We start from the raw sequence: 25152 nt of genomic DNA, 5'->3' as shown, positions 1-25152 counted from the left end.
CCGCGCGGTTGCATCGGCACGAGCAAAAAATGCGCGTGTGCCGGAAAGCCTACTTTTCAACAGTTGGGCAACTTGCACTGCATCGTGCAGTGAACACCGGTCTTCAGGTAACTGATCTCGGTCTTGCCGTCGAACGGCCGCAGTGCCGACTTCAGCAGCTTGGTGCCGAAGCCGGCTTCGCCGATCGCCTCGACCACCGGCCCCTCGGTTTCGTCCCAGATCACGTTGAGACGTCCATCGTCCACTGACCACGATACCTGCAGAAACCCGCGCGGCGAGGAGAAGGCGCCATACTTTCCTGCGTTGGTTGCGAGCTCGTGGAAGATCAGCGCCAGCGAGACCGCGAGCTTGGCGGGCAGGAACAGCTGCTCGCCGTTCAGATTGAACCGCACATGGCCGTAAGGTCCGAGCTCCGAGCGCAGCAAATCCTTGATATCGCAACCATAGCCGTCGACCCGCGCGATCAGATCGTCGGTTGCCGAGAGCGCGCGGATGCGATGGTCGATGCGCTGCCAGACCTCGGGCCGGTCCTGCAGCGCCTGGTGCAGCACGGCGTGAATGGTCGAGGACTTGTTCTTCAGCCGGTGCTGCAACTCGTCGACCACGATCTTGCGGTACTGTTCCTCCTCGATCAGTCGCTTCGAGACTTCGCGCTGCTGCGCGACCAGGGAACGGTAGTGCTCGACGCCCCAGATCGCGATGCCGCACACCACCCAGAAAATCATCAGCAGCGCAAAGCGCGCCGGATCGGCGGTCGCGCCGCTGAAATTGAGGACAACGCCGAGCAGGCCGCTGGCCAGCGCGGTCGTAATCCCGATCCGGAAACCGCCCAGGGCGGTCGCAAAGAACACCGCCGGGAAATAGGGCGTGAAGAACACGTCCGGCCTGATCTGGGCGAGCCCGAAGCGCGCGGCCGTGGCCAAAACGAGACAAAGCACCGCGAAGGTGCCCGCAAGCAGCGTCGACGGCTGGGAATCGCCCCGCCAACCCGCCCTGAATTCGTCGATCCACTTCGCCATCGCTCGTTCCAGTTCACGTGAACAGGCGACCCAAAATAAGGCCGCTGCGACCGAAAAACCGCAGTTGTGGCCTTCTGGCCACAGGCGGACCTCGCAAACCCGGAAGCGTGGCTGTGCTTGCGTTGTCCGAAGTGGCTGGGGAATATCTGCAACATCATACGTCAGTTGGGGGATCGGCATGGGACGGCTGGACGGCAAGGTCGCGGTGATTACCGGGGCGACCAGCGGCATCGGGTTGCGCACGGCGGAAGTCTTTGTCGCGGAAGGCGCGAAGATCGTGATCGCCGGCCGCCGGGCGCCGGAAGGCGAGGCGCTGGCGCGACAGCTCGGCGGGACTTGCGTGTTTCGTCAGACCGACGTCACGGTCGAGGAACAGATGCAGGCGCTGATCGCGTTGGCGGTCGAGAAATTCGGCCGGATCGATTGCCTGTTCAACAATGCCGGTGGCCCGGCGCAGACCGGCGGCATCGAGGGCCTCGACGTCGAGCGGTTCGACGCCGCGATGGCCACGCTGGTGCGCAGCGTCATGCTCGGCATGAAGCACGTCGCGCCGATCATGCGCAAACAGGGTTCCGGCAGCATCATCAACAACGGCAGCATCGCCGGACGGCTCGCCGGCTTCTCCTCGTCGATGGTCTATGGCGCGGCGAAGGCCGCTGTTATTCATTTCACCAAATGCGTGGCGATGGAGCTCGGCGAGTCCGGTGTCCGCGTCAACTCGATCTCGCCCGGCGCGATCGCCACCGGCATTATCGGCAAGGCGCTCGGACTGTCGACCGAGGATGCCGAGAAGACGGCGGCGGTGATGCGCGAGGTCTACAAGGCAGCGCAGCCGATCCCGCGCGCGGGCCTGCCCGACGACATCGCGCATGCCGCGGTGTTTCTGGCGAGCGACGAATCGAGCTTCATCAACGGCCACGACCTCGTCGTCGACGGCGCCATCACCGGCGGCCGCAACTGGAGCCAGCAGCAGGCGGGCTACGTCACGCTGCGCAAGGCGTTCGATCAGGGGGCGGGGTAACGGAGTCACCGGGACGGGAGCATGAACGCGAAGCTTGAAAGCCGGCTGCGCTATCTCGCCGCGATCATTGTCGCGGGCGCGGTGGCGAGCATCGGAATCAATCTCGTGCAAGGCCGTCACACAATTGGGCCGCTGATGGCGGGCTTCGCTTATGCCCTCGTCACCTGCGTGGCGATCGGAGGGGTCGAACTGTTCATCCTTCGGGGCCCGATGATGGAGCGGCTCAATCGCCTCTCCTTCATTGGACTTCTTGCTGTACGCAGCGCGATCTACGCCGGGATCATCATCGTCATTCAATTGCTCCAGGTCGGTGAGCGGGTTGCCGGGTTTCCGCTGCAAACCTCGATCGCGGATTTTGGAGTCAGCATCGCCTATTCCGCGGCAGTCTCGGTGCTCCTAAACCTCGGCTTCAGCATCGCCAATCTGATCGGCCCGCGCGTCTTCATGAACTTCGTCTCCGGCCGCTACCATTCCCCGGTCGAGGAGAACCGCTTTGTGCTGTTCGTCGATATCGCAGGCTCGACCGGGCTTGCCGAGCGGCTCGGCGGCATCGGCATTCATCGTTTTCTCGATCGCACCTTTCGCCTGCTCACGGGATCGGTCGTCGATTATCGCGGCGAGGTGCTGAACTATGTCGGCGACGAGATCATCGTGACCTGGCCGGAACGCCTTGGCGCGGTCGATTGCCGGCCGCTGCGCTGTTTTGTGGCGATGCGCGCCGCGCTGCAAAAGGCGGCGTCACAATTCGAGCGCGAGTTCGACGCGGTGCCGCAGATCCGCGGCAGCCTGCATTTCGGGCCCGTGATCGTCGGCGAGATCGGCGACGTCAAACCGGCCATCGTGTTCAACGGCGACGTCATGAACACCGCGGCGCGGCTGGAGGAGTTGAGCCGCAAGGTCGATGGCGGCTTTCTCGCCTCGCGCACGGCGATGGCGCGCTTCGCCGCCGCGCCGCCGTTTCCCGTGCACGATCTCGGCCGGCTCCCGATCCGCGGCCGCGTCGACGGCATCGACGTCGTAGGGATCGGCGCGGCGGCATGACCTTTCGCCTCCTAAACGGCGCCCTCGTCAGGAATATTCAGCACGGTGCCGCACGCCTTGCAGTGGACGGCATCGATATCGTGACGAAGAAGGCCACAGGAAGGGCATCTGAACCGCACCTTGCTTGGGCTGAACAATACCTTTGCCAGATTCAGGAAGAGCGTGACGCCGAAGATCATGATCACGACCGTAATCATGCGACCCGGCGTTCCCGGTAAAGTGATATCGCCAAAGCCCGTGGTCGTGAGCGCGGTAATCGTGAAATAAAGTGCGTCTGCGTAGTTCTTGATGCCGGGGTTCACGCCTCGTTGCGTTTCGTAAACCACGCCCGTCATAATGAAAACGAAGACGGACAAATTGATGATTGCGATCAAAAGTTCTTCGTTGCGACGAAAGAAGACGCTGTCCTCACGGAGGAATTGAACCACGCGGTACGTTCGCAACAGCCGAAACGTGCGGAGTACGCGCAAGAAGCCGGCGGCTTCGCTCGCTGTTGCTGCCAGCAAGGATACAATCGCAGCGACGTCGGTCCAGGTCGTGATGCTGAGCAGTTCGCGGCTCACCCGACGACTTCCTGCCATGCGCAAAATCAACTCGATGAGAAAGGCGACACCAATAGTAACATCGAGGCCCCGCACCAATTCGCTGCGCGGCAGGAACGATGTGCCGATGATGAACAGAAGTGAGACCAAATCAAAGACCAGGAGCGCATAGAGAAAGAGACGCGAATTGGCGCTGCGTCCACAATACAGGTGGCGCATTGCAGTCCGAAATCGAGAAAGCGGCGTTCGAGGAGAGCCCTCAGCCTGCGCTCCCAGTGCTGACACGCTTGTCGCCTCCACAGGCTATGACGATCCTGCGTTTGCAGTGATGTTCGTGGTCGAACCTGCCGGCCGCCCGGCACCTTGCCCAACTTTCCTGTGGCCACTCCAAATGACCAAGCTTGATGTAGATCAACGCGGGGAAAACTGGCGCCGGTCAATTCCGACAGTCTGTTGCCAAAGCTGCGGGGTAAATCCATGAGCGTTATCTGGACGATTATTATTGGTTTTATTGTCGGAGTGATCGCCAAGTTCATCATGCCTGGCGACAAGTCGGAGCCCAAGGGCTTCATCCTCACGGCCGTTCTGGGAATTGTCGGTGCGTTCGTAGCGACCTACCTTGGCCAGGCCGTTGGATGGTACGGGCCCGGGGAGAGCACAGGCTTCATCGGTGCTGTTGTCGGCGCAATCATTCTGCTGGTTCTTTACGGCCTCGTGACGGGCCGCCAAGGGCGCGCTTGATTGATTGGCCATCGGTGGTCGTCGATACGGGCCGGCGATCCATGCCTCGCGGCTGGCCGCTACCCCTCGGAAGGATCGCGGAACTCGCCGATCTTGCGGACTGCGACGTCGATCGACATCCCCAGATAGTCGTTCGCATCGCCAAACCACGAACCAGCCAGCGGGATCGCCTGGCCTGGATGGCGGGCGATCGCCACCGGGATCAGATCAAATCCGGCACTGATGCTGTTGGTCGGATCGTAATCCAGCCAACCGGCACCGGGAAGAAACACCTGCAGCCAGGCATGCGTTGCGCCGGAGCCGGTCATGCCAACGGCGCCGCCATCCACGGCTGCATCATAGAGGTAGCCGCTGACGAAGCGCGCCGCGAACCCTAGCCGGCGCAAGGTCTCGATCATCAGCCAGGCAAAGTCCCGGCAGGTGCCAGATCTTTTGTGGAGAGTATCGGAAGGCGATTGCGTCCCTTCAGTATCCCTCGCGCAATAGCTGAAGGAGCGAAACGAGCTGAGCATGCGCTGCAAAACATCGATGGTTTGATCCTGGTCACCTGCAACGAAATTCTTGGTCCATGCCGCCACGCTGCCGTCGGGATCCTCGGCATGAGGACGTAGATAGCCAGCGAGGTCGGTCCACTCATCCGGGGTGTATTGTACGGGCACCTCATCGGCTCGAGACTCGAGTGGAAACGCCTCGACTCCCTTTACGCCGAAGTAGACTCCCCGAACCTGGAACGCAATTTTGAGTTCGCGGGCCGGCTCACTGAAATCCATCACCGTTATGGCGTTGGTCCGGGAGTCGGTAACCCAGCGGATCGTTGAGGGCACGCTGGTCTCTACCGACCAGCTCAGCAACCGCGCGGAGGCGCCGCGTCGCGGCAGGAACATAGCTCGATGGGTACCGAAGGTGACAGGCCTCGCGTATCGGTAGGTGGTGGTATGGCTTATTTCGCCAAGCATCGCCATACGAGCCTTCTCCCGGTTGGGCCGTCGCGCCGAGGAAGAGCAAAGATCGGGTTATCGCGTGGCCGAAGCAGTGGAATGCGCCGCTAACCGAACTTGATGCAGAAGAACGCAAGTCGATATTGATCTAGGTCAACACGCCGCGTTGCGTGGAACTGAGTGCGCGGGCGGTACCCCTGGTTTCGTCCAATTGTTCGGTCAACTGCCGCCCGCGGGTCACAAGGCGAAATAGGCTAGCGTCGCCAAGGTATCAGGCTGCGACAAATTAACCCGACGGGCAAATTTCCGCTTCGCGTTTCACCCAACTCAGATGTCCGCGCGCGACACCTAAGCTGTCATGCTGGGGCGCGAAGCAACCGAACTGTACCATCGGCGCGACGCCCCGTTTTCCTCCGGCGTGGATAATCCTAGAGCCTTGCTGGCGAAGTCGATTGCGGCGATCGCGGTGATGTCGGCGATGCTGAACTTATCACCCGCAACGAATGGCGCCTCGGACAAGCGTGCCTCGAGGTCGCCGTAGAAGTCGGCGATCCGGCGCCGGCCGCGGACGACCAGCTCGGGGATCTGATCGTAGCCGTGGGGACCTGCGATTGCGCGCCCTTTGAGGCCGGCGGCCCCGTTGCGCACGGCCTCCATCACCGAAGCGAAGCCCTCCAACTCCATCCGGCGTTCCCACATGGTGACGATCGCCTTTTCCTTGGACGAACCTCCGAGTAACGGCGGGTTCGGATGCGTTTCTTCGAGATAGCGGATGATCGCTGGTACTTCCGCTATGGCCGTGCCGTCGTCAAGAACGAGGGCGGGCACGACGCGTCGTGGGTTGATCGTCGCGTAGGCGTCCGAGAACTGTTCGCGCGTGCCGAGATCGACCGGCACGAAGGGCATCGTTATGCCCTTCTCCGCCAGGTAGATCCTGACGCGGCGCGAGTTGGGCGAGCTGGAGGACTGGTAGAGCTTCATGGCTGGTCTCCCGAAGTCAAAGTTTTGAGCCGCCGCCGACCTGGATGGTGTCGCCGGTCACCCAGCGGGCGGAATACGAGGCGAGAAAGGTCACGACGTCGGCGACGTCGTCGGCATGACCGATCCGTTGCAGGGCTTGCATCTTGAGCGCGTAGTCGCGGCCCTCATCCGTCTTGGCGAATTCCGACATGTCGGTGTCGATGATGCCCGGCGCCACTGCATTGACGCGGATTCCGCGCGGTCCGAGCAGCGAGGCGAAGTGCTTCACCATCGTGTCGATCGCGCCTTTGGTGGCTGAATACGCCGACAACTGCCCGACAGCGGCCCGCGCCGCCAATGACGATGTCATCACAATGCTGGAGCCGTCGCCCATCAGGGGGAGCAACTGCTGCACTAGGAAGAACGGCGCGCGGACGTTGACCGCGAACATGCGATCGAAATCCTCGACGGTCTGCGCTTCGATGGTGGCGGGCACCGCAATTCCCGCGTTGGCGACCAGAATGTCGAGTTGGCCGACGACGAGCTTGCGCACCTCCGTGGCGAGCCTCTGTGCGCCATCGGATGCGGACAGATCGGCGCCGACGGCGTCGGCCTGCCCACCGGCTTCGCGGATTTCCGCGACCAGTGAATGCGCGTCCTCGGCGGAATTTCCGTAGTGAACGATGACGCGGGCGCCGGCGAGAGCAAGCGCGCGGGCGGTGGCGCGGCCGATGCCTCGAGAGGCACCGGTGACGAGGGCGGTTCGGCTGATGAGGTCGGTCATGGTTGGTCTCCTGGTTGGATTGTTATCGGTGTGTCTTCACGCGGCGGTCTTGCCGCCGTTGACGCTGATGATCTGGCCGGTGATGAACGACGCCTTGCTTGAGGCCGCAAACAGGATGGCGTCCGCGAGCTCCTCGGGGCGCCCCGCACGCTTCAGCGGAATTCCCGCGACCATCCCGGCCTTGCGACCGGCGGTGCCCGTGAACCTGTCGAGCATCGCGGTCTCTATCGGACCGGGTGCGATCGCATTGACGCGAACGCCGAAGGCGGCCGCCTCCAGGGCGGCGGATTTGGTCAAGCCTTCGACGGCGTGCTTGCTGGCGACGTAGAGCGAAGCATTCGGCGCGCCGCGGCTGCCCATGGTCGATGAGATGTTCACGATGCTGCCGAAACCTTGTGGCTGCATGGCCCGGAGCTCGTGCTTCATCGACAGGAGGACACCGAGCACGTTCGTGTCGAACGTCGCCGCGTAGCTCTCGGCGGTTTGCTCGGTCACCGGACCGGGCGCGCCTTCCGTGCCGGCGTTGTTGACCGCCACGTCGAGGCGGCCGAACCGCTTCATCGTCCGCTCGACCAGTGCCGAAACGTCGCTCTCGCGCCGGACGTCGGCGCGGACGAATTCGGCCTCGACGCCGTGCGAACGGAGTTCGTCGGTCAGTGCACGGCCTGCATCGTCGTGGCGACCGGAAACAACCAGGCTGGCGCCCTCGCGAGCGAAGGCGAGCGCCGTGGCGCGGCCGATGCCGGTAAGGGCACCGGTAATCAGGACAACGGGATTGTTCATATCACTCTCCAGCCGGTCCGGCCGATATGCTTGATCGGCCTGGTTCGTCAATCCGTCCGCAGCGGAGCCTCGGAGGCTTTTGCGTTGGTTTGGCTTCAATGACCGGAGATTTAGGAGAGGCTGGCTTCTTTGAGAAAGACTTCGTAAGGTGCGAGGTATGCTTTTTAGGACTAGCTATGGAGCTGAGACACCTCCGTTATTTCGTTGCCGTGGCCGAAGAGGGCAGCTTTTCGGTTGCGGCGGAAAAGCGTCTGCACACCGCGCAGCCGTCACTGAGCCGTCAGATCCACGATCTTGAACTGGAGCTCGGTGTGCAGTTGTTCGTGCGCGGACCGCGCGGCATTGAACTGACGCCATCGGGGCGCGTGTTTCTTGACCATGCGCGAGTGGCTCTGCTGCAGGTCGAGGCCGCCGCCGAAGCCGCGAGGCGCGCCGCACAGCCGGCGAAATCGGCTTTTTCGATCGGGTTTCTGACTGGCTACGAGATGGACTGGCTTCCGGCGGTCATGAATATCCTGCGCGGCAAGCTGTCGAGCACGGAAATCACGATCCGTAGCGAGGACTCTCCCGACCTCGCTGCGGCACTGACGCGGGGCAAGATCGATCTAGCGTTCATGCGTCCGGAGAAGAGCACCGCGGGTCTTCAGTTCAAGTTGCTCCGCCATGATCCGATCCTGGCCGTGATGCCGCGAGACCATCCGCTTGCGGCACGCACCTCGATCCGACCGAAGGATCTGATGGGGGAGAGCTACATCGGCGTTTCCCTGGTCAGGGCGCCAATGCTGCGCGCGGCGATCGATGACTTCTTCAGGCGTCACGGGTTGACGATCGAAGCAGCGCACCAGGCGGAAAATCTGGCCATGGCCGTTTCGCTAGTCGCCTCCACCGGCGGCATCAGCCTCCTTCCGCTCTACGCGCAGAACTTGATCCCGAAAACCATCGTCTTCCGTCCGATTCAGGGCGCGCCGCCCATGGTCGATCTGGTGATCGGCTACAATGAGAGTAATCGCTCTCCGTTGCTGGAGTTTGTTCTCTCGAGGGTAGACGAGATCAAGTTTCAGGCGCTGAGGCACGAGGGGGGATAGCGTCGGCCGAAACCACCAATATGCCTTTTCAGCGAAGATGCGGATCACCGAGTTGCCGGGCGGGTCAAGTCCCAGTTACTTCGCTTTTACAGAATTTTCTCTTGGCGCCGACCCCAACTCACCGGTTTGATGCCGCCGTCTCACCCGATCGAGGGGCGCTTCGCGGTCGTCACGAACGCGGTGTGGGATGCGGTGGACGCCGAGCGTGGAGCTGACGAGAGCGCGCGAAGCGGACGGTGAAGTCGTGTGGTCCTGACGCCCTAGCGGCCGGTGTCTCTCCGCAAAACGCGCAAGCGCTTTTGCGGAGACGGTGACAAACAAGCCCAGTCTCGCCGGGGAGAGCGCGAAGTAAGCCGTAAAACCATCGCGCAGGGAAAGCCGGATTGCTCCGGTTACACCTGTGGTCCTACCCCCGTGCTTTCACGCTTTGCACGGGGCCCATGGGTGCGATCGGCACCCGGCTTTCCCTGCGCCCTCTGTCTGAAGAGTGGCGAAATGAGATGCAAAGCTAGGACGATTCATGTCGCGAGAATGCGAAGCTGCGCGCTGGTCGAATCCAAGCGGGCGCCACATATTCGGTGTCGTCCCGGCGAAAGCCAGGACCCATTACCCCAGTCGCTCGCTATTGCGCGACGCTGGGGCCGCGACCCCTTTCACAACTATCGCCTGTAGTTATGGGTCCTGGCTTTCGCCAGGACGACGCGGTGAGGGCGGGACGCCCAATCCTTCCCGCGTCGCGCAGAGCCAACCCGTGCGTTCACGCCTTCTGCTTCGCCGCGGCCTTCGCGAGATCGGGCGCATTGACGGCCGGAATCGCGACGCGGCCGGTGCCGGTATGCTGAAGGGCGGCGGCGGCCTTGTCGTTCTGCATGATCTTGGCCATCACTGCCTGGCCGGCGCGCTCGAACACGGCGCGGTTGTCGATCAGGAACTGGCGCGACTTGCGCAAGCCGTCGATATAGCCGTTGATCTCGGGCACGACATAGCGCGCGACCATGTCCCAGCTGCGGCGGGTGTTTTCCGGATTGGCCCAGTCGTGGGCGAAGCCGACGATGGTGCCGACGCCGCCGGAAACATCGACCAGGTTCTTGATCATCTTCACGAGATCATCCGGCGTGCCGATGGTGGACGCAGCACCCTCGACGAAGGCGGTCTTGTCGACGGCTTCATCCGGCGAGGCGAACGCGGTCAGGCCCGGCCGCATCAGGGTGCCGACATTATATTCGTTGTGCCAGCGCATCAGGCCGGCGCCGGCCTCGCGCCGCGCCTGCTCGCGGGTCTCGGCGATGTGCCACGACAGCAGCACGCGCCAGTTGGCGCGGCTCACCGTGGTGCCGGCCTTGGCGGCGGCGTCCTCGGCGAACTGCCATTGCTGCGGCAGCGCCATCAGGCCCTGGGTCGACATCGAGCCCAGCGAGATGATGCCGATGCCGTACTTGCCGGCGAGCGTCATGCCCGACGGCGAGATCTGCGAGGCCACCACGAACGGCATGTCCTCCTGCAGCGGCAGGATCTGCAGCGCGGCGTCGTGCATCTCGAACCAGTCGGTCTTGGCGGTGACGCGCTCGCCGTTGAACAGGCGGCGGATCACCGCGATCGCTTCGTCCTGGCGGTCGCGCTGGGTCATCGGGTCGATGCCGAGCGTATGCGCGTCGGAGGCAAGCGCGCCCGGGCCGGAGCCGAAGATGGCGCGCCCGCCGGTCATGTGGTCGAGCTGCACCATGCGCTGGGCGACGTTGAAGGGGTGATGGTAGGGCAGAGAGATCACGCCGGTGCCGAGCTTGATGCGCTTGGTGCGCTCGCCGGCGGCGGCCAAAAACATTTCCGGCGAGGCGATGGTCTCCCAGCCCGAGGAATGGTGCTCGCCGCACCAGAATTCGTCGTAGCCGAGCGCGTCGAGCTGTTCGACGAAATCGAGGTCGCGGCGGAATTGCAGCATCGGATGCTCGCCGATCGGATGATGCGGGGCGAGGAAGGCTCCGAATTTGAGGCGCGCCATAGGTCGTTCTCTCCGGATTATTGTTATCGGGGGCTTTCCGCCAACCTACGGGGTGGCCCGGGGCAAGGCAATGCTTGGGGGCTGCGGCGCCCGCATGGTTGTTGCGCAAATCGGCGGCGTTTGCCGCCGCCCGGAATGTTTCCCAGCGCATCAACGCAAATTGGCGCCGGCGCCGCGGATCGGCGGGATAGCCATGGATGACGTGCCCGTGAACCAACGCCTACCTCTGAGGTAATCGAAGGGATGACTGGAATCTGCTGATGTCGGCCGCAATCTCATTTCGGGCAGGACTGCACCACATGCACCAGATCGTCGCGACGCGAGCGGAGACATCCCGCCGCTGGTGGGTGCTTGCGATTGTGGTGTCAGCGCAATTCATGTTCGGCGTCGATGCCTTCATCGTCAACGTCGCGATCCCAACGATCGCGGCCGAGCTGCATGCAACGCCGGCGCAGATCGAGGCTGTCATCGCGATCTATTTGATCGCCTACGCCACGCTGGTGGTCACCGGCGGCCGGCTCGGCGATATCTATGGCGCGAGGGGCGTGTTCATCGCCGGCGTCGCGGGCTTCTCGGCGACGTCGCTGTGGTGCGGTCTCGCGCAATCCGGTCCCGAGTTGATTCTGGCCCGGCTCGCGCAGGGCGCAACCGCAGCGCTGATGGTGCCGCAGGTGCTGGCGACGCTGCATCTGTTGTTCTCCGACGCTGCCCGCGCGCGGGCCTTCGGCATCTACGGCATCGTGCTGGGGCTCGCCGGCGTGACCGGATTCGCGCTCGGCGGCGCGCTGGTGACGCTCGATCTCGCGAGCCTCGGTTGGCGCGCGGTGTTCTTCGTCAACGTGCCGTTCGGGGTCGTCATCATCGCGGCCGCGCTGAAGATCATGCCGATCGCGCCGCGCCGCGCCGGCACCCGGCTCGATCTTCCCGGCGCCATCGTGCTGTTTGCAGGCCTGCTGTGCCTGATCGGCCCGCTGCTGTTCGGTCACGATCTGAACTGGACGGCGTGGCTGTGGCTGGTGATGGCGGCGGGCGTTGCTGTGATCGCAGCCTTCGTGCGGCTCGAGCGCCGCGTCGCGCGCCGTGGCGGCATGCCTCTGATTGATCTGTCGCTGCTGTCGGATCGTGCCTTCATGCGCGGCCTGGTCGCGGTGTTTTTCTTCTTCTTCGCCAATCTCTCCTTCTATCTGATCATGACCATGTTCATGCAGAAGGGCTTGCAGATTCCGCCGTTGCAGGCTGGCTTGGTGTTCGTGCCGCTGGCGCTGACCTTCGTGATCGCGTCGCGTCACAGCGGGGTGCGCGCCAGGCATCGCGGCACGCTGGTGCTGATCGAGGGCTGCGCCGTGCTGATCGTCGGACTTGCCGTGCTCGTCGCGACGGTTGAGGCGGTCGTCGCACCATCGGCGCTCTCGCTCGCGCTGGTGCTGATGATCTTTGGTTACGGTCAGGGTCTGGTGATGGCGCCGCTGTCGAGTGCGGTGCTGTCGAGCGTGAAGCCGGCAAGCGCCGGTGCCGGCTCCGGCATGTACGGCACGACGACGCAGATCGGCAACGCGGCCGGCGTCGCCGCGATCGGTGCGGTCTTCTTCGCCGTCGAGAGCGCGACGTCAGCACGTCTGGCGCTGTTTGCGGCATGCGCATTGTTTGTGCTGTCGATCACTATTTCGGCCGCATTTCTGTCATGGATGCGCCGCGCGACAGCATGAATCCACGGAGGTTTGGCGCGCTTTCTCGAAAAGTTCATGCTCAAACAAGGTGCTACGGCAACTATTCATCGCGCGTCGCCGTCCGATCACGCGTTAACGCCGATTCTCACATTTCCGCAGGGGAAGACGGCACACGGCCTTTTCATTTCGCAGTGCAGCAATTATCTGATCGGGTGACACAGAAGAATGAATCACCTCAGGAGTTGCTGTTGTCTCTGGTCAACAACGTCGAATTCTTGCGTCATCTGCCGAAGATGAACGCGTTCAGCGGTCTCGGCGCGCTCGCGCCGGCCGTGCCGACGACGCTCGTCGAGACGACCGAATTCGGCGTCAACCCCGGCGATCTCAAGATGTACTCGTTCGTGCCCGCGCAGCTGGCGCGGTTGCCCGCGCTCGTCGTGGTGCTGCATGGCTGCGGCCAGACCGCCGCGTCCTACGATCTCGGTGCCGGCTGGTCGGCGCTGGCGGCGCATTACGGCTTCGCGCTGCTGATGCCGGAGCAGCAGGCCGCCAACAACGGCAACACCTGCTTCAACTGGTTCAATCCGCAGGACGTCGCGCGCGGGCAGGGCGAGGCCTCCTCGATCAGGCAGATGGTCGCGCATATGGTCGGCGCGCATCAGATCGACCCGCGTCGCATCTATGTCACGGGACTATCCGCCGGCGGCGCGATGGCCTCGGTCATGCTCGCGACCTATCCGGAAGTGTTCGCAGGCGGCGCCATCATTGCCGGCCTGCCGTACGGCGTCGCCACCGATCTGCGCGAGGCGCTGCATGCGATGATGCATGCGAGCGCGCTGTCCGCGCCCGAACTCGGCGGTCTCGTGCGCAATGCGTCCACGCATAGCGGCGCATGGCCGAAAATTTCGGTGTGGCACGGCAGCGCCGACCGCACCGTCAGTCCGGCCAATGCCGATGCGATCGTCCGGCAGTGGCTCGACGTGCACGGCCTGCCGCTTGCCGCCATGTCGAAGTCGGATGTCGACGGCTATCCCCGCGAGGTGTGGTGGAATGTCGATGGCGAAACGCTGGTCGAATCCTTCAGCATCACCGACATGGCGCATGGCACGCCGCTCGGGCTTGCCGACAATGACGAGCGCTATGGCGTGGAAGGCGCGTTCCTGATCGAGGCCGGGATCTCCTCGTCCTATCATATCGCGAGCTTCTTCGGCCTGACCGACCAGGTCCGTCAGCCGCATATCGCGCCGACCGGCGTGCCGCGCGAGCGCGCGGACACGATCTCGATGACGATACCGGTGCCTGCCGAAGCGCCCGAGGTCGCATCCGGCCGCAAGAGCGACCGGCCGCGTAAGCGGAGCGGCAGGAGCGTCGACGTCGGCGCTGTCATCACCCGGGCGCTGACGGCTGCGGGGCTGATGAAACAGCCCTGAGATATCCGCGCCTCGCGCGCCTACATCTCGCCGGTCAGGAACGGGTTCGTCATCCGCTCCTGGCCGATGCTCGATCCGGCGCCGTGGCCGCAGATGAAGCCAACATCGTCGCCGAGCGGCAGCAGCTTCTCCTTGATCGACTGGATCAGCGTCGGATGGCTGCCGCCGGGGAGGTCGGTGCGCCCGACCGAGCCGGCAAACAGCACGTCGCCGACATGGGCGAAGCGCAGCTCCTTGTTGAAGAACACCACGCTGCCCGGCGAATGGCCGGGGCAGTGCAGGATGTCGAAGGTGAGGTCGCCGATCGAGACCTGATCGCCCTCGTCGAGCCAGCGATCCGGCCCGAAGTTGCGCACCCCGGTCATGCCGAAGCGCTCGCCGCTCGAGACCACATTGTCGAGCAGATATTTGTCAGCGATATGCGGACCCTCGATCTTGACCTGCAGCGCATCGCGTAAGTCTGCGGCGCCGCCGACATGGTCGATATGGCCGTGGGTCAGCCAGATCTTCTCGACCGTCACGCCGGTCTGCTTGATCGCGGCCTGGATCTTCGCCACGTCGCCGCCGGGGTCGATCACCACGGCCTTCTTGGTCGGCTCGTGCCAGATGATGGTGCAGTTCTGCTCGAACAGCGTCACCGGCACGATGATCGCGCCGGCCTTCGGTTTGGTTTCGGTTGTCTCGGTCATGAGGGGCACCATAGGCTACCGGGAAACGCCGTCAACACGCACCGGAAATGCGTCTGCTCCGGCGTGTGATCCCAAAATGGACCGTGATAAGGTCGCCTCCAGCAGCACACATCGAGAGCTGGCCGGTATGCGGCTGCTCTCGCGCATGAGTTAGTCCTCGCCGTCCGGAACCCCATGACCCAGGCTCCCAACTCGCCGCTCGGCGGACCCCGGACCACCGCCCGCGCTTTCTTCGTCGCGGACCGCATCAACACGTCCGGCCTCGAGCGCGGCGACGTGCTGGCCACGACGCCCTTGGCATTTCGCGTCAATGAAAATGGTGTAGCGGTCCTGTTCCGCTACGGCGTCGTCGTCTTGATCGGCCTCAATGCGCTGGAGGAGGATGAATTCCTGCGCAGCCTGCAGTCGCGCATGACCGGTCTGTTCACGCGGCGCGAGGAAGAGATCGCGATCATCGAGCTCGCCGCCGAGAAGGAGGATCAGATTCCGCCGGGCGGCCCGATCTATCTGCAAAGCCTGTCGCCGGAGCGGCTGATCCTGGTCGGCGAGGCGCTGGCCAAGAGCGTGGTGCTGGCGCGGCATGAGCGCGAGGTCCGGGCCGTCTTCGACACGACCGAGCCGTTGGCGCGCGAGCTCGCCAAGGGCGGGCGAGTCCATCGCGGCCGCGTCGCGATCCTCAAGCACATCGGCAACGCGCTGTTGGTGCGGCATCGCGTGGCCGGCCCGGTCGAAGTGTCGGAGAAGCCCGACATTCTCTGGGACAAGCCGCAGCTCGAGCGGCTCTATGCCCGGCTCGAGGACGAGTACGAACTGAAGGAGCGTGCGGAATCGCTCAACCGCAAGCTTGCGGTGGTTGCCGAGACCGCGCAGGTGTTGACCGATATCATCGATACCGGCCGCTCGCTGCGGCTGGAGCTGATCATCGTTTTCCTGATCCTGTTCGAGGTGCTGATCACGATCTATCAGCTCGCTGTCGCCCGGCACTGACGCGCTGCAGCGCCATTTTTCCGTACTGAATTGTGCGTCATCCCTGAACCGATGGGCGGCCCCGGGGACACGGGGTCGGACCACGAGCGAGGGGGACCGGGATGGATCAGGACCACAGGGACTGGTGGCGACGCGGCATTTTCTATCAGATCTATCCGCGCTCGTTCGGGGATAGCGACGGCGATGGCGTCGGCGATCTCAGGGGAATCATCGCGCGGCTGCCCTACCTGACGCGGCTCGGCGTCGACGCGGTCTGGCTGTCGCCGGTCTTCCCGTCGCCGATGGCCGATTTCGGATACGACATCTCCGACTACACCGGCATCGACCCGCTGTTCGGCAGCATCGAGGATTTCGACGCGCTGGTCGCGGCCGCGCACGATTGCGGCCTCAAGCTGATCCTCGACCTGGTGCCCAACCACACCTCCGACCAGCATCCCTGGTTCATCGAGGCGAAGAGCTCGCGCGATAATCCGAAGCGCGACTGGTACATCTGGCGCGATCCGGCGCCTGATGGCGGCGTGCCCAACAACTGGCTGTCGGAGTTCGGCGGCAGCGCCTGGGCCTATGACGAAGCCTCCGGCCAATATTATTATCACGCCTTCCTCGCCCAGCAGCCCGATCTCAACTGGCGCAATCGCGAGGTCAGGGACGCGATCTACGACGTGATGCGCTTCTGGCTGCGCAAGGGCGTCGACGGCTTTCGTGTCGACGTGATCTGGCACCTGATCAAGGACGCCGAATTCCGCGACAACCCGCCGAACCCGCATTATCGCGAGGGCCGACCGCCGCACGAGAAACTGCTGACGCAGTATTCGACCGATCAGCCCGAGGTGCACGCCGTTATCACCGAGATGCGCCGCGTCACCGATGAGTTCGACAACCGCGTGCTGATCGGCGAGATCTATCTGCCGCTGCACCGGCTGGTCGCCTATTACGGCAACGATTTGCGCGGCGCCCAGATGCCGTTCAATTTCGCACTGCTGTCGACCTTGTGGAGCGCGCGCTCGGTCGAGCAGATCATCGCCGATTACGAGAAGGCGCTGCCGCCGGGCGCGTGGCCGAACTGGGTGCTCGGCAATCACGACCGGCCGCGGGTGGCGAGCCGGGTGGGACCGGCGCAGGCCCCGGTCGCGGCGATGCTGCTGCTGACGCTGCGCGGCACGCCGACGCTTTATTACGGCGACGAGATCGGCATGCGCCAGGTTGCGATCGCGCCGGATCAGGTGCGCGATCCCTTCGAGAAGAACGTGCCTGACATCGGCGTCGGCCGCGACGGCTGCCGCACGCCGATGCAGTGGAACGCCGAGCGCCATGCCGGCTTCTCGACGGCGAGGCCGTGGCTGCCGCTCGCCCAGGATTTTGCGCGCGACAATGTCGCAACTCTCGAAGCCGAGCGGGCGTCGATCCTCAACCTCTACAAGGCGCTGATCGAATTGCGGCGAAAGCTGCCGCAGCTCGTCCATGGCAGCTATGAGCCGGCCGCGGCGCAGGGCGATGTCCTGCTCTACCGGCGGCGCAGCGCGGAGGGCGTGGCTGTGATCGCGCTGAATTTCGGCGCCGTGCCCGCGTCGATCTCCTCAAGCGCGATCGGCTTCAACAACGAGGTTTTGCTGTCGACCTTGATGGACCGGCAGGGCGAGAGGGTCGACGGCGTGCTCGATCTGCGCGCCAATGAAGGCGTGATCCTCGGCGCGCCGCAGAGCGATTAACGCGAGGTGCGGGGCTCCTTGGTGTCGATGTCGCTGCGCTTGAGCAGGTAGTCGAGGCCGCCGACCCTGTACCAGCGATAGCCGTAAGCCTCGATCAGAAGCTTGTGACGGCCGGCATCGTCGGCGCGGCTGTGATCCTCGGTCAGGAGGTTGACCAGGAGCTTTCCGGCGTCGTCAGGCAGCCCAGCGCTGAACGCGATCTCGAGCGGCTTCTCGGCGAAATTGTGCACGAACAGCACCGAGTTGTTGCGCCAGTCGTAACGAATGATCAGGACGGCAGGATTTCGGGTAGCGATAATCTTGAAGTCTCCCCAGCCGACCTCGGGCACTTCCTTGCGCATGCGGATGATGCGCTCGGTCCAATTCAGCATCGAATTGGGGTCGCGCCGCTGCTTGGCGGCATTGACGTGCTCATAGCCATACGGACCCTCGTCGATCACGGGCACGCTTGGCCGGTCGCTTTCGGTGAAGCCGCCATGCGGCTCGATCGACCACTGCATCGGCGTGCGCGCACAACTGCGTTCGGGCAGGTCGAGATTGTCGCCCATGCCGAGTTCATCGCCGTAGCGGATGACGGGCGTGCCGGGCAGCGTACACATCAAGCTGTACGCGAGCTCCAGGCGTCGCCGGTCGCCGCCCAGCATCGGCGCAAGGCGCCGCCGGATGCCGCGGTCGTAGAGCTGCATGCTCTTGTCCGGACCGAACGCCTTGAACACGCGCTCGCGCTGCGCCTTGGTGAGGCGGCCGAGATCGAGTTCATCGTGATTGCGCAGGAACAAGCCCCATTGCGCGGTCGCGGGCCGCGGCTTCGTCGCCGTCAATGCCTTCGCCAATGGCTTCGAATCGGCCGATGCCAGCGCGTAGAACAGATGCTGATTGACGTGGAAGTTGAACATCATCTGCATTCGGTCGCCGTCGCGCCCGAAATATTCCATGTCGGTCTCGGGCAAGACGTTGGCTTCGGCGAGGATGATCGCGTTGCCCTGACGCCATTGCAGGAATTCGCGAAACGATCGCAGCATGTCGTATTGCTCGACCGGCTTGCGCACCGAGGCGCCCTTGGTCGCGATCACGAACGGCACGGCGTCCATCCGGAAGCCGGAGACGCCGAGCTGGATCCAGAACCCCATGATCTTGAGGATCTCGGCCTGCACGTGCAGATTGGACGTGTTGAGGTCCGGCTGGAAATCGTAGAAGCGATGGAAGTACCAGGCGCCGGCCTGCTTGTCGCGGGTCCAGGTCGATTTCTGCACGCCGGGAAACACCATGCCGGTGTTGGCGTTGGCGGGTTTCTTGTCCGACCAGACATACCAGTCGCGGTACGGTGAGTCTTTCGCGCTGCGCGCCGATCGAAACCAGGCGTGCTGGTCCGAGGTGTGATTGACGACGAGATCGATGATCACGCGGATGCCGCGTTGCCGGCAGCCATGGGCAAATTCGACGAAATCGCCCAGCGTGCCGTAGCGCGGATCGACGCCGTAATAGTCCGAAATGTCGTAGCCGTCGTCCCGGCAGGGTGACGGCTGAAACGGCATCAGCCAGATCGCGGTGATGCCGAGCCCGTGCAAATAGTCCAGGCGCCGCAGCAGGCCTCTAAAATCGCCGATGCCGTCGCCGTTGGCATCCATGTAGGTGCCGACGGAAAGGCAATAGATCACGCCATTCTTGTACCAGAGGTCGTCAATCACCAGGCAGCCCTCATCGGTCCGCCTGTGGTGGCGGCCGTGGGATAAGCGGGGAGGTGACGACGGGTTCCTGTTCGGAGCTCCGTCCCGAAACATGGCGGGGCGGCGCTCCGTGCCAATAGCTACCGCTTGATCTGCGCCTTCAGCGTGTCCTCGACCACACGATCGAACGATGACGTTTTCGGCGCGCTCTTGCGGTGCTCGGCGACGTATTTGTCGCGCTTGGCGACGAGGGCGGCGAGCTTCTCGTTCAGCGCCTTGCGCTGGGTGATCTGCTTGTCGATCTCGGCACTGCGCGCTTCGGGTTTCATGGCGCGGAGATTGTCGGGCAGCTCCTCCTCCTTGACCTTCGCCACATCGTTGCGGCCGGCTGCGACGTCGGCGACCAGGTCGCCATCGCCGGTGACCGCCTCCGAGGTCGCCTTCGACCGCTTGTTGATGAAGCTCGCCATCTCCGAGGCCCGCGCCGGCGAAGCTGCGGCGACGCTTGCGAGCTGCTGGGTCTTGGATTCGGTGCGCTTCTGCAGCGCGCGCGGGCCGTAGGGGATCACGGTGCCGTTGATCTCGCGCTGCAGGATGATGATGTCCTCGTCGAATGGCGTCTCGATGGTGACGATCTGGCCGCCATCCTGCGGGATCGGGATGAATTCGCCATTGCCGTTCTGCGCGATATCGCGCCACACCCGCTCGGTGTCCTGCGCGTTGCCGGCGAGCACGGCGTTGACGATGATGTCGCGTTGCTTGGCGACCGCGAGTGTGACCGGGTATTTGGTGTCCTGCGCATAGTCCATGTGCGGCGGGGCGTCGCCGACCAGGAATACGATGCGGGTGCTGTCGCGCCCTTGCGTCCACTGCATCTTGTTGACGGCGACGTCGAGCGCCTCGTTGACGCTCTCCGGCCAGTCGCCGCCACCGCGCGCCTTGAATTCCAGCAGATTGGCATAGAGATCCTGGATGTCGCGCGTCAGTTCAACCTTCCTGGTCACATACTCATCGCCGATGTCGCGATAGGCGATCAGGCCCATCCGGATGTCGGCGTCGGGATTGGAATCGACGATCGCAGTGGCGATCGACCAGATCTTGCGCTTGGCGCCCTCGATCAAGCCGCCCATCGAACCGGTGGTATCGAGCACGAAGGCAACCTCGACCACCGGCTTGGCGATGGCCGAGGACAGTCCGGCGGACAGCGGAAGGGTTGCGAGAGCGAAGACGAGCGAGCGAAGCGAGATGCGTGACCGCATGGGTCTCTCCTCCAGTGGTTTCGTCCCTCGGAACCAAGGTTCCATCGGCTTCGCGGTGGCTTGAGGCCGAAATCGCGGCGGCCTGGGTGCAAATTTGCGGCCGATTCCGGCGCTCTGCCCCCGCGCAACGGAATCGGCTACTCTCGGCAGATGGACTCGCCCGCCCGCCAGATCGCGCTTGTGCCCGCGCCCGACCGACGCCAGTCGGACACCGCGCTTGCGATCGCGCGCGGCACGGCGAGGCTTCTGAGATCGCTGGGATTTTCCTGCATCAGCGAGCTGCCGCTGCCGTCCGGCCGCCGCGCCGATCTGGTCGCACTGAACGAGCGCGGCGAGATCTGGATCGTCGAGATCAAGTCGTCGGTCGAGGATCTGCGCGCCGACCAGAAGTGGCAGGACTACCGGGTGCATTGCGACCGGCTGTTCTTCGCCTTCACGCAGGATCTGCCGTGCGAGATCTTCCCCGTGGACACCGGCCTGATCATTGCCGACGCCTACGGCGCGCATCTGCATTGCGAGGCGCCGGAGCACCGCCTGCCGGCCGCCACGCGCAAGGCGATGACGGTGCGCTTTGCGATGGCCGCGGCGCAGCGCATCAACCGGCTGGTCGATCCGCAGGGGCACGCCGAGTTCTAGAAGCAGGCGAGATCGTGATCCCGTCATCCCCGCGCAAAGGCTTTGCCTTTGTCGCTGGAGGCGCGAGCGGAGCGAGCCTCGAAGGATGAATCGGCCCGGCTGGTGGCCGTCGACCCTTCGAGACGGCCGCTCCGCGGCCTCCTCAGGGTGACGGTGATAGACCTCGGTAGTCAGCGAAGCTTGCTGGATTCCGTAGGATGGGTAGAGCGAAGCGAAACCCATCACTTGGTGCCGCACTTGTCGCCGCGCCGCGAAGTTGGTGGGTTTCGCTTCGCTCTACCCACCCTACAAAAGCAAATGGCCGGGCAAGGCCCGGCCATCGCGAAACAGATGAAACGCCGCTTAGCGCGGGGCGCGCTTGGCGAGGATGCGCTGCAGCGTCCGGCGATGCATGTTGAGGCGGCGCGCGGTCTCCGAGACGTTGCGGTTGCACATCTCGTAGATGCGCTGGATGTGCTCCCAGCGCACCCGGTCCGCCGACATCGGATTGGCCGGCAGCTCGGATTTCTCGGTGCCGGTTGCGAGCAGGGCTGCGACGACGTCATCGGCGTCGGCGGGCTTCGACAGATAATCGACGGCGCCCATCTTCACCGCGGTGACGGCGGTGGCGATGTTGCCGTAGCCGGTCAGCACGATCGCGCGTGCGTCCGGACGCTTGCGCTTCAACGCCGAGACGACGTCGAGGCCGTTGCCGTCGCCAAGCCTGAGGTCGACGACCGCGAAAGCGGGCGCGGCCCGGCCGATCTCGGCGAGACCATCAGACACCGTGTCGCATGACTTCACCGCAAAGCCGCGCGTCTCCATGGCGCGCGACAGGCGCTCCAGGAACGGCTTGTCGTCCTCGACGATGAGGAGCGAGCGGTCGGCATGGTCATTCAGTTCAGTGATGGCGTTCACGGTCCATTTTTCCCTGTGGCAGACCCCTAACATATGGGCTCCTACTGCGGCGCTGCCAAGGCAGCCGAAAGTCGTGTCGGCTGCATCCGGTATGCCAGAGTTGCGGTTAAGAATCGTTCTTAAGCTGCGTCTTCGTCACCAGGCGCGGCTTCCTCGAAGCGCTCGCGGGGCCAGACGATCTGCACCACGGCGCCGTGATCGGGGAAGGTGCGATTGGTAAACGACACCTTGGCGCCGGTCCGTTCCAGCAGCGTCCTTGCGATGAAAACGCCCAGACCCAAGCCTCCACGGGCGTTTTGGGCCTCATCTGCGCCCCGGCGGCGCGACAAATAGGGCTCGCCGATCCGCTTCAGCATATCAGGCGCGATGCCGGGGCCGTCGTCGGAAACGACGATCTCGATGGTTTCGGCGTTCCACCACGCGTTCACCTCGACGGTCTGGTGCGCGAAATCGACCGCATTTTCGAGAATGTTTCCGACGCCATAGAGGATCGCCGGATTGCGTGCCGCGACTGGTTCACTCGTTGCTGCGACAGCAAGCCGCACCTTGATGTTGATGCCGAAATCGCGATGCGGTGCCACCGCCTCCTCGATCAGGGTCGACAGCTTCATGGTGTCGAACGGCGCGCCGCTGGAGGACAATTGCGCGATCTTGCTCAGGATGTCGCGACAGCGCTGCGCCTGTTCACGCAGGGTCTTCAGGTCGCCGGCGATGGAAGGGTCGTGCGCCGTCTTCTCGAGCTCGCGCGAGATCAGGAAGATCGTCGACAGCGGCGTGCCGAGCTCGTGGGCTGCTGCGGCGGCGAGGCCGTCGAGCTGGGTCAGATGTTGCTCGCGCGTCAGCACCAGCTCGGTCGCAGCGAGCGCATCGGAGAGCTGACGCGCCTCCTCGGTCACCTGGAATGCGTAAAGGCTGGTGACGCCGATCGCGAGCAGGATCGAGAGCCAGACGCCGATCAGATAGATCGGCGGCAGCACGAGCGGATCGTCGCCATCCCAGGGCAATGGCAGATGGTAGAAGAACAGCGCCGAGGCACAGGCAACCGCAAGGCAGCCGAGCGCGATGGTCAGCCGGATCGGCAGCACCGTGGCCGAGATCAGGACCGGCGCCAGGAACAGGAACGAGAACGGGTTCTGCAGCCCGCCGGTGAAGTACAGGAGCCCACCGAGTTCGACGATGTTGAAGGCGAGTAGGGCCGCGGCATAGGCCGGCTCCAGCCGCTGCATCGGGTTGAACGCGATCTGCAGCGCCAGATTGAGCAGCGCCGAGAATGTCACGATGGTGACGCAGGGGACGATCGGAACGTCGAATTCCAGTCCCTGGGCGACGATGAAGATCGCGACCAGCTGGCCGAGCGCGGCGAGCCAGCGCAGCCGCAGGATCGTATCGAGGCGGACATAGCGGCGAGGCTGGCGGAAATCGGAAGCGAAGTCGGTCATCTCGGGACCTTAGCTGTGCCGTGGGCAGCGCACAAATTCGCGACTTAGCGCAACGACGCGGGGCAAGCCTTGCGCTTATTGTCGCAATGGCTCAATGAACGGCCAGATGCAACAGAGCGAGACAAGTCAGGGGGAACCGCCCACGGCTCATGAAGCGCCCGCAGCTGAACAGGGCAGATCGGCCGCGATCGAGGTCGCGCATCTGGTCAAGGTCTACAAGACCACCCGCGCGGTCGACGGCATTTCCTTCCGCATCGCGCGCGGCAGCATCACCGGCCTGCTCGGCGGCAACGGCGCCGGCAAGACCACGACGATCGCGATGATCATGGGGCTGGTGCTACCGACCTCGGGCAGCGTCGAGGTGCTCGGCGCGAAAATTCCAGAGCAGCGCTATGACGTGCTGGGCCGGATGAATTTCGAGAGCCCCTATGTCGACATGCCGATGCGGCTCACGGTGCGGCAGAACCTGACCATCTTCGGGCGCCTCTATGCCGTGAAGTATTTGCGCGAACGGATCGACCAGCTTGCCGCCGATCTCGATCTCACCGAATTCCTCGACCGTTCCAACGGCAAGCTCTCCGCCGGGCAGAAGACCCGCGTCGCGCTGGCGAAGGCCCTGATCAACGAGCCGGACCTCCTGCTGCTCGACGAGCCGACCGCGTCGCTCGACCCGGATACCGCCGACTGGGTGCGGCAGCATCTCGAGACCTACCGCAAGACCCATAACGCGACCATCCTGCTGGCGTCGCACAACATGCTGGAGGTCGAGCGTCTCTGTGATCGCGTCATCATCATGAAGCGCGGCAAGATCCAGGACGACGACAGCCCCGACAGGATTATGGCGCGCTACAACCGCGACACGCTGGAAGAGGTGTTTCTCGACGTCGCGCGCGGCCGGGTCCGGGAGGGCGCGCCATGAGCGAACTCGTCAGCCACCACCAGCGCGGGATCTCATTGCAACGCATCAATGCGATGGTGCTGCGCTATTGGTATCTGTTGATGTCGTCATGGCCGCGGCTGCTGGAACTGGTCTACTGGCCGGCATTGCAGATCATCACCTGGGGCTTCCTGCAGAATTACATCTCGCAGTCATCCGGCTTCTTCGCCAAAGCCGGCGGCACGCTGATCGGCGCCGTGATCCTGTGGGACATCCTGTTCCGCGGCCAGCTCGGCTTCTCCATCTCGTTCCTGGAGGAGATGTGGGCGCGCAATCTCGGCAACCTGATGATGAGCCCGCTAAAGCCGATCGAATTCCTGCTCTCGCTGATGATCATGAGCCTGATCCGGCTCGCCATCGGCGTGATCCCGATGATGCTGCTGGCGCTGTTCTTCTTCGGCTTCAACTTCTACGCCATCGGGCTGCCGCTAATCGCGTTCTTCTGCAATCTGATCTTCACGAGCTGGTCGGTCGGCGTGTTCGCCTCGGGCCTCGTGCTGCGCAACGGGCTCGGCGCGGAAAGCATCGTCTGGACATTGATGTTCGCGGTGATGCCACTGGCCTGCATCTACTATCCGGTCGAGGTGCTGCCGGGCTGGCTGCAAGTCGTCGCCTGGACGTTGCCGCCGACCTATGTGTTCGAAGGCATGCGCTCGCTCTTGATCGATCACGTCTTCCGCGCCGACCTGATGGCGTGGGCGCTGGTCATCAACGCGATCCTGTTCGCTGCCTCTTTTGCGACCTTCCTTGCCCTTTTGCAGAGCGCCAAGCACAACGGATCGCTGTTGTCAGGTGGTGAATAAATGTCACTTTCCCGTGGAATCTCGGTGTATTAGCCGGATAGTGCCCCTAAATTCAGTGAGCGGCGGATTGACGCATTGTTACGCATTCGTCAGGATGCTGCGGCGCAAAACAGGGGTCT

The 25152-nt window shown here is 63.8% G+C and carries 23 protein-coding genes; 11 read left to right on the top strand and 12 right to left on the bottom strand.

The features are described from left to right. Positions 1 to 56: 56 nt before the first annotated feature. Positions 57 to 1019, bottom strand: a complete 963-nt coding sequence (locus tag G6P99_RS46840) for a sensor histidine kinase (protein ID WP_029079471.1) — start codon at positions 1017 to 1019, stop codon at positions 57 to 59. Between the two features lie 178 nt (positions 1020 to 1197). On the opposite strand from G6P99_RS46840, the gene G6P99_RS46835 reads away from it, so the two are divergent. Together G6P99_RS46835 and G6P99_RS46830 are read left to right on the top strand one after the other, a co-directional pair. Next, positions 1198 to 2040: an SDR family NAD(P)-dependent oxidoreductase gene (locus G6P99_RS46835; RefSeq protein ID WP_029079472.1), complete on the top strand. Its 843-nt coding sequence runs from the start codon at positions 1198 to 1200 to the stop codon at positions 2038 to 2040. Positions 2041 to 2061: 21 nt separating this feature from the next. Next, the gene (locus G6P99_RS46830) at positions 2062 to 3081 is read left to right on the top strand and encodes an adenylate/guanylate cyclase domain-containing protein (protein WP_165126878.1); all 1020 of its coding nucleotides are present in this window, start codon (positions 2062 to 2064) and stop codon (positions 3079 to 3081) included. 11 nt (positions 3082 to 3092) lie between these two features. Here G6P99_RS46830 and G6P99_RS46825 read toward each other — a convergent pair whose 3' ends face one another. Next, positions 3093 to 3842, bottom strand: a complete 750-nt coding sequence (locus G6P99_RS46825; protein WP_029079474.1) for an ion transporter — start codon at positions 3840 to 3842, stop codon at positions 3093 to 3095. Positions 3843 to 4100: 258 nt separating this feature from the next. Between G6P99_RS46825 and G6P99_RS46820 the strand changes: the two genes are divergently transcribed. Next, positions 4101 to 4364, top strand: a complete 264-nt coding sequence (locus tag G6P99_RS46820; RefSeq protein ID WP_029079475.1) for a GlsB/YeaQ/YmgE family stress response membrane protein — start codon at positions 4101 to 4103, stop codon at positions 4362 to 4364. A 59-nt stretch (positions 4365 to 4423) separates the two neighbouring features. On the opposite strand, the gene G6P99_RS46815 is transcribed toward G6P99_RS46820, so the two are convergent. The 4 genes from G6P99_RS46815 to G6P99_RS46800 all read right to left on the bottom strand — a co-directional run bounded on the left by G6P99_RS46815 (position 4424) and on the right by G6P99_RS46800 (position 7880). Next, a complete protein-coding gene (locus tag G6P99_RS46815) occupies positions 4424 to 5326 on the bottom strand; it encodes a transglutaminase family protein (protein WP_029079476.1) in 903 nt (300 codons plus the stop codon). A gap of 324 nt (positions 5327 to 5650) precedes the next feature. Beyond that, on the bottom strand, positions 5651 to 6283 hold the full coding sequence (locus G6P99_RS46810; protein WP_029079477.1) for a glutathione S-transferase family protein: 633 nt from the start codon (positions 6281 to 6283) through the stop codon (positions 5651 to 5653). A 16-nt stretch (positions 6284 to 6299) separates the two neighbouring features. Next, on the bottom strand, positions 6300 to 7046 hold the full coding sequence (locus G6P99_RS46805) for an SDR family oxidoreductase (RefSeq protein WP_029079478.1): 747 nt from the start codon (positions 7044 to 7046) through the stop codon (positions 6300 to 6302). A 36-nt stretch (positions 7047 to 7082) separates the two neighbouring features. Beyond that, the gene (locus tag G6P99_RS46800) at positions 7083 to 7880 is read right to left on the bottom strand and encodes an SDR family NAD(P)-dependent oxidoreductase (RefSeq protein ID WP_246709435.1); all 798 of its coding nucleotides are present in this window, start codon (positions 7878 to 7880) and stop codon (positions 7083 to 7085) included. 125 nt (positions 7881 to 8005) lie between these two features. Between G6P99_RS46800 and G6P99_RS46795 the strand changes: the two genes are divergently transcribed. Then, the gene (locus tag G6P99_RS46795) at positions 8006 to 8914 is read left to right on the top strand and encodes a LysR family transcriptional regulator (RefSeq protein ID WP_029079480.1); all 909 of its coding nucleotides are present in this window, start codon (positions 8006 to 8008) and stop codon (positions 8912 to 8914) included. Positions 8915 to 9671: 757 nt separating this feature from the next. Here the strand turns inward: G6P99_RS46795 and G6P99_RS46790 are convergent. Next, complete coding sequence (locus G6P99_RS46790) at positions 9672 to 10913, bottom strand: LLM class flavin-dependent oxidoreductase (RefSeq protein WP_029079481.1); 1242 nt, start codon at positions 10911 to 10913, stop codon at positions 9672 to 9674. Positions 10914 to 11212: 299 nt separating this feature from the next. Here G6P99_RS46790 and G6P99_RS46785 point away from each other — a divergent pair, with 299 nt between their 5' ends. Then, positions 11213 to 12619, top strand: coding sequence for an MFS transporter (locus tag G6P99_RS46785; protein ID WP_029079482.1), 1407 nt, complete (start codon positions 11213 to 11215; stop codon positions 12617 to 12619). Between the two features lie 209 nt (positions 12620 to 12828). Next, positions 12829 to 14010 carry a PHB depolymerase family esterase gene (locus G6P99_RS46780; protein WP_029079483.1) on the top strand — a complete coding sequence of 394 codons (1182 nt, stop codon included), beginning with the start codon at positions 12829 to 12831 and terminating at the stop codon, positions 14008 to 14010. A 20-nt stretch (positions 14011 to 14030) separates the two neighbouring features. On the opposite strand, the gene G6P99_RS46775 is transcribed toward G6P99_RS46780, so the two are convergent. Beyond that, positions 14031 to 14699 (bottom strand): MBL fold metallo-hydrolase, encoded by a 669-nt coding sequence (locus tag G6P99_RS46775; protein WP_029079484.1) that lies wholly within the window; start codon positions 14697 to 14699, stop codon positions 14031 to 14033. A gap of 174 nt (positions 14700 to 14873) precedes the next feature. On the opposite strand from G6P99_RS46775, the gene G6P99_RS46770 reads away from it, so the two are divergent. Together G6P99_RS46770 and G6P99_RS46765 are read left to right on the top strand one after the other, a co-directional pair. After that, complete coding sequence (locus tag G6P99_RS46770) at positions 14874 to 15686, top strand: RMD1 family protein (protein ID WP_029079485.1); 813 nt, start codon at positions 14874 to 14876, stop codon at positions 15684 to 15686. Between the two features lie 101 nt (positions 15687 to 15787). Further along, positions 15788 to 17395 (top strand): alpha-amylase family glycosyl hydrolase, encoded by a 1608-nt coding sequence (locus G6P99_RS46765; RefSeq protein ID WP_029079486.1) that lies wholly within the window; start codon positions 15788 to 15790, stop codon positions 17393 to 17395. Here the strand turns inward: G6P99_RS46765 and G6P99_RS46760 are convergent. Further along, complete coding sequence (locus G6P99_RS46760; protein WP_029079487.1) at positions 17392 to 19083, bottom strand: alpha-amylase family protein; 1692 nt, start codon at positions 19081 to 19083, stop codon at positions 17392 to 17394. The two genes, G6P99_RS46765 and G6P99_RS46760, sit on opposite strands and share 4 nt — an antisense overlap. Before the next feature lie 119 nt (positions 19084 to 19202). Next, a complete protein-coding gene (locus G6P99_RS46755) occupies positions 19203 to 20321 on the bottom strand; it encodes a vWA domain-containing protein (RefSeq protein WP_029079488.1) in 1119 nt (372 codons plus the stop codon). Positions 20322 to 20471: 150 nt separating this feature from the next. Between G6P99_RS46755 and G6P99_RS46750 the strand changes: the two genes are divergently transcribed. Next, positions 20472 to 20957, top strand: a complete 486-nt coding sequence (locus G6P99_RS46750) for an MmcB family DNA repair protein (RefSeq protein WP_029079489.1) — start codon at positions 20472 to 20474, stop codon at positions 20955 to 20957. A 342-nt stretch (positions 20958 to 21299) separates the two neighbouring features. On the opposite strand, the gene G6P99_RS46745 is transcribed toward G6P99_RS46750, so the two are convergent. After that, positions 21300 to 21854, bottom strand: a complete 555-nt coding sequence (locus tag G6P99_RS46745) for an ActR/PrrA/RegA family redox response regulator transcription factor (protein ID WP_029079490.1) — start codon at positions 21852 to 21854, stop codon at positions 21300 to 21302. Positions 21855 to 21973: 119 nt separating this feature from the next. After that, entirely contained in the window at positions 21974 to 23293 is a 1320-nt protein-coding gene (locus tag G6P99_RS46740; RefSeq protein ID WP_029079491.1) for an ActS/PrrB/RegB family redox-sensitive histidine kinase, read from the bottom strand. 106 nt (positions 23294 to 23399) lie between these two features. Between G6P99_RS46740 and G6P99_RS46735 the strand changes: the two genes are divergently transcribed. Both G6P99_RS46735 and G6P99_RS46730 read left to right on the top strand, forming a co-directional pair. After that, positions 23400 to 24212: an ABC transporter ATP-binding protein gene (locus G6P99_RS46735; RefSeq protein WP_165126876.1), complete on the top strand. Its 813-nt coding sequence runs from the start codon at positions 23400 to 23402 to the stop codon at positions 24210 to 24212. Further along, positions 24209 to 25033, top strand: coding sequence for an ABC transporter permease (locus tag G6P99_RS46730; protein ID WP_165126874.1), 825 nt, complete (start codon positions 24209 to 24211; stop codon positions 25031 to 25033). The genes G6P99_RS46735 and G6P99_RS46730 overlap by 4 nt, the downstream gene beginning before the upstream one ends. The last annotated feature ends 119 nt before the right edge of the window (positions 25034 to 25152 follow it).

The organism is Bradyrhizobium sp. 6(2017), from assembly GCF_011058295.2.
Taxonomy (GTDB): domain Bacteria; phylum Pseudomonadota; class Alphaproteobacteria; order Rhizobiales; family Xanthobacteraceae; genus Bradyrhizobium; species Bradyrhizobium septentrionale.
This window is presented reverse-complemented; position numbering and strand designations above follow the sequence as displayed.